This window comes from Microcoleus sp. K4-B3, from assembly GCF_036704615.1.
GTDB lineage: Bacteria > Cyanobacteriota > Cyanobacteriia > Cyanobacteriales > Microcoleaceae > Microcoleus.
In genome coordinates, this window is record NZ_JAUBSF010000179.1 from 1 (window position 1) to 4,359 (window position 4,359).

Sequence of the window (4,359 nt, forward strand, 5' to 3'; positions counted from 1 at the left end):
CTATCAGACCCACTTACAAAAACAACTGACGCACGCCCAGTTTATTTTACTCAAAATCTTGCTTGACTTGATACAATCGGAAAAACAAGTGAGACTAGAGCGGCTCTTGCAAGGGTATTTCCCTATCCAATTAGGGTCGAAAGTTGCCGTCGCAAGCAGAATAAGATTTCTCGATTTACCTCAATTAACGCTCGCACGCTCTTTGGTTCCCTTTAATCGCTTATTGGTTAACAACTTATTGGTCTGTAGGACAAACTCTATCAATTGCCATCGACCGCAGTCAGTGGGGGTGTATCAATCTTTTTACGCTCGCTCTCATCTGGAACAAAAGAGCCATTCCATTATATTGGTGTTTGTTTCCTAATTTAGGTAACAGTAACCTACCAGAACAAACCTTGGCTCTACAACAAGTATTACCCTTACTAAAAGAATATAAAGTTATTGTTTTAGGAGACCGTGAATTGTGTTCAGTGGACTTGGCAAGCTGGCGATGTGGCAATGGGTGTATCTTTTTGTTTGAGGCTGAAAAAAAATCATTGTCTGGCAACAGAAAACTTAATCTGGCAACGCTTAGATTGATGAGGAATAGTACCGAGCACTTCTTGATACTTTCACTCTTGTGAGGGTGAGAAAAACCAGACCTGTAGTAGGGTTTGATATCGCTGGTAAATGGCAACGAAACTATCAGGAATTGAAAGGAAAAGAAGCCTGCTTTATTGTCACAGATTTAGGCTCCTGGCCAGTAGCTATAGCAGCTTATAAAAAACGGATGGGGATAGAATAAATGTTCCAAAATTGTCAAACAGGAGGCGATAATCTAGAAGGGAGTGGTCTCAGGGGAGACCGACTCGTTAAAATAATATTGTTAATGGCGATCGTTGACAGCTCGGCTATATTTCAAGGCACAGAAATGAACGAAAAAGCAAGTGCGGGGATATGTATCTCGTCGTCGTAAAGACAAGTGCCAAAAATACCGTAGGCGGGGTATATTTGACATGGATCAGGATGGAGAACAGTGGGTAAATTATCTCGATAAACATTCTGAATCTGTGAGAGAGTTAATTTCATTAACTCGCAATAAACGTCGCTTTTATCAACAGGGGATACGGGCTGCAACTCTTATGGGGTCTACTTTATAGCTCTCTTTTTCACCCTTCCAGGTTTGGTTCAAAACTTATAATTAGGTTTGTAGTGGAGACGGGGAGCCTTCTATCGCCCGCGCCGCGCCGACGACAAACAAGGTTATGATTAGCGATTAACCGGACTCGATATGAGTCATAAACTCGGTTTATTAGTACAGATATAGTTATCAAACCAATAATTTTGGGTGATGCCGGGTTTTTTTAGGTAAGTCCTATTAAAGCAAAAATATCCCATCTAATTTATTAAAATTCCAACCCCCCGACAAAACCCTCAATCCCTTGCAGGCGACGCCTGTGTATCAAAAAAATTGTCCGCCAAATAGTCTGCACTCCGGCTCCTAAGAGGTGTCCCCCCTTATGGTACATAACACTGAGGTCGGCAAGCCTGTTATATTGGCAGTATGTAGGCAAGTTTCGGGACTACAGGTACTTGCACGTAAAGGAGTCAGAGTGTCTGCTTCCAGACTGTACTTCGGCGAACAACTACCAAACCACAAGTGATTCAAGTTATGAACAGCGAAAAAGTCAGTGTAATAATTCCTGCATTCAATGCTGCCGACACTCTGGCCGAGACAGTTGCCTCCGTACTCAATGGTACCCACAAGCATCTAGAAATTTTAATTGTTGATGACTGCTCTACTGACGCTACTGACCAAGTTGCTGCTAAACTCGTCGAGCAAGATTCGAGAATTCAATACTTCCGAAATCCCAAAACTTACGGGGTTTCTAAGGCGAGAAATTTAATGATATATCGTGCAACGGGCAACTATGTAGCGTTTATCGACAGCGACGATACCTGGGAACCCAACAAGCTAGAAGTTTGTTTGAAGATGCTCGCAGACAATCCCGAAGTCAAAGCTGTGGCTCACGCTTTGCGGTATTTAGACAAGCGCGGCAACAAGTTGAGTTACATTCCCACCTATCCTACAACTAAAGCAGAAATGCAGGCGATTAAGGAGACAGGCGAAAGCCCTTGGGTTTTCCCGTCTTCTGTTGTAGTCGATCGCTCCATTCTTCTCCAAGAAGGCGGCTTTGCAGAAGATTGGCAGGTAGGAGAAGATACAGAGTTATTTACCAAAATTGCTCAAAAGTATGGCTTGCTAGCGGCGACAGAAGCTTTGGGAAATTATCGAATTAGAGGGAAATCTCTCACAGATAAGCACTGGCTGAAAAAGCGCATAGCTTCTGATTGTGTCAAGGAAAACCAACTCCGGCGCTTGCGGGGAGAAAAAGAGTTATCGCTCAACGAGTACGAACAGCTATTCTTTAAGAATTTGCCGCTTTTGAAAAGGCTCAACAAATTCAGAGAAGTGTTGGCACTGCACTACATGAGAAAGCTGGGACAAAGTTGGTTAAATCGGGAGGTTTTTTCTACTATTGTTTACGGCGTCGCTACGGCAGTGCTCAATCCTCAAGCTACTCTGCACAAGTGGAAATGGATGAAGACTCATGAAAAGTTGAGTGGTAAAACGGCAGAAGGTATTGGTCATTCGGCAGAATTAAACCCCCAGCGATCGTCTGAACTCGGAGGTTTCTCCTAAAGGAGATTATAGTTGTATGCGAGTTGAGTCAAGAAATTAGGTGATGCCAATAAAGCCGAATCGAAGCCGATCGCGCAGGGGCTGGTTAATACGCGCTCTTGGGGTTTAGAGGCGTCTTTGACTGTTAATATCCTGTCGGAGCAATTACCCGCAATACCAACGACAAGGGCTTGCAGCCGTGCGATGGGAGACAATATAAAAATTTTTGAAAGTCGCGATCGGATGTCAGCCTTGATTTATTCGGTCGCAAGCTTCAACCCTATACATGGCGTAAATAGCAGCGATCGCCCGCCGTGCTATTTGCTCCCAAAACAGTTACACTAAATAATGAATAAGTAAAAAGAAAAGTTTTTTGAATAAAAAAATGGGTAGCAAACCATTTTTTGAGGCAGAAAATAAAAGCAAATATTTAGAAAAAATTCTGCTTTCTACCTTCAGAGGACGATCGCCTTTTTACTGTGAATTAGATTGAATTTATGGACTGGCAAGAAATTTCTGGCAACTGGGTATTAATTCCGTCTAAACCGATCGCTATCGTACATTTTCTCGGCGGTGCATTTGTGGCGACAGCACCGCAACTTACCTATCGCTGGCTGTTAGAGGCTTTGGGAAATCAAGGATATCTTGTAGTCGCAACGCCGTTTGTCAATACTTTGGATCATATTGCGATCGCCCGCGATGTTCTCAACAAATTTGAAAATGCCCTCGATCGCCTGCGCGCCACTAAATTGCTCAGATCTTCCTATCTCCCTGTTTACGGTATGGGGCACAGTATGGGGTGCAAACTCCACTTGCTGATAGGTTCTGTGTTTGACATAGAAAGGGCAGGCAATATTCTGATCTCTTTCAACAATTATGCGGCATCCGAAGCAATCCCGATCGTCGAGCAAATTTCCCCCGTCTTTAAAGTGGAGTTTACCCCTTCCCCGCAAGATACCAATCGCCTCGTCCAAGATAGCTATCAAATCCGGCGCAATCTTTTAGTCAAATTTAACGGCGACAACATCGACCAAACCCTGCTGTTGACTGGTCTGCTAAAACAGAGATTTCCCGACATGATTACAGTTCAGACCCTGGCCGGCAACCATCAAACGCCCTTGGGTCAAGATGTTAGCTGGCCTGTAGGTCAAATTTTTACGCCCTTCGACGCGATCGGGCAGTGGGTAAAACAAGAAGTGTATCGGGAATTAAATCAATTAAAACAGACAATTCTGCTGTGGCTGAATCCTACGTCCCGCGTTTGAGATTTGAAATTTGAGATTGTGGAATTGAGCCCACTGATAAATCGGGGGGCTGGTGATTCAGACACAGAGCATAAAGTTACAGCTAACGTCCCAGAAAGCTCACCCTGAGGGGGTTTGGATGATGGACAGTATATAAAAAAGACGCTCCCCTTAGCCTATATATCAGCCTGAATTCAGTATTAATACAGTGGCGTTTTAGCTAGCGGGTGAGCTTAAATTGTTAAAGAGATCTCTGAGCTATGTACTCATAGCGGCGATGATCCTACTTTTCCGACTTTTCCGACTTTAAAGATCCGACTTTTCCGACTGACTTGAGCCTGATGGTGAGTCAACATGGTGATAAGCTGATACGCAGCTATATTAGACCTCTTGCAAAATAATTTTATGCTATAATTAAGGGTTGGGCTTAAGTGGAGCAGATTGGAGGTTATA

2 protein-coding genes are annotated in these 4,359 nt (G+C 43.6%); both read left to right on the forward strand.

Annotation, left to right across the window (positions count from 1 at the left end; all coding sequences use genetic code 11):
- The first annotated feature begins 1,651 nt into the window (after nucleotides 1-1,651).
- Complete coding sequence (locus tag QUA78_RS31920) at nucleotides 1,652-2,683, forward strand: glycosyltransferase family 2 protein (protein ID WP_333306961.1); 1,032 nt, start codon at nucleotides 1,652-1,654, stop codon at nucleotides 2,681-2,683.
- Between the two features lie 476 nt (nucleotides 2,684-3,159).
- The gene (locus tag QUA78_RS31925; RefSeq protein WP_333306960.1) at nucleotides 3,160-3,927 is read left to right on the forward strand and encodes a DUF1350 family protein; all 768 of its coding nucleotides are present in this window, start codon (nucleotides 3,160-3,162) and stop codon (nucleotides 3,925-3,927) included.
- The last annotated feature ends 432 nt before the right edge of the window (nucleotides 3,928-4,359 follow it).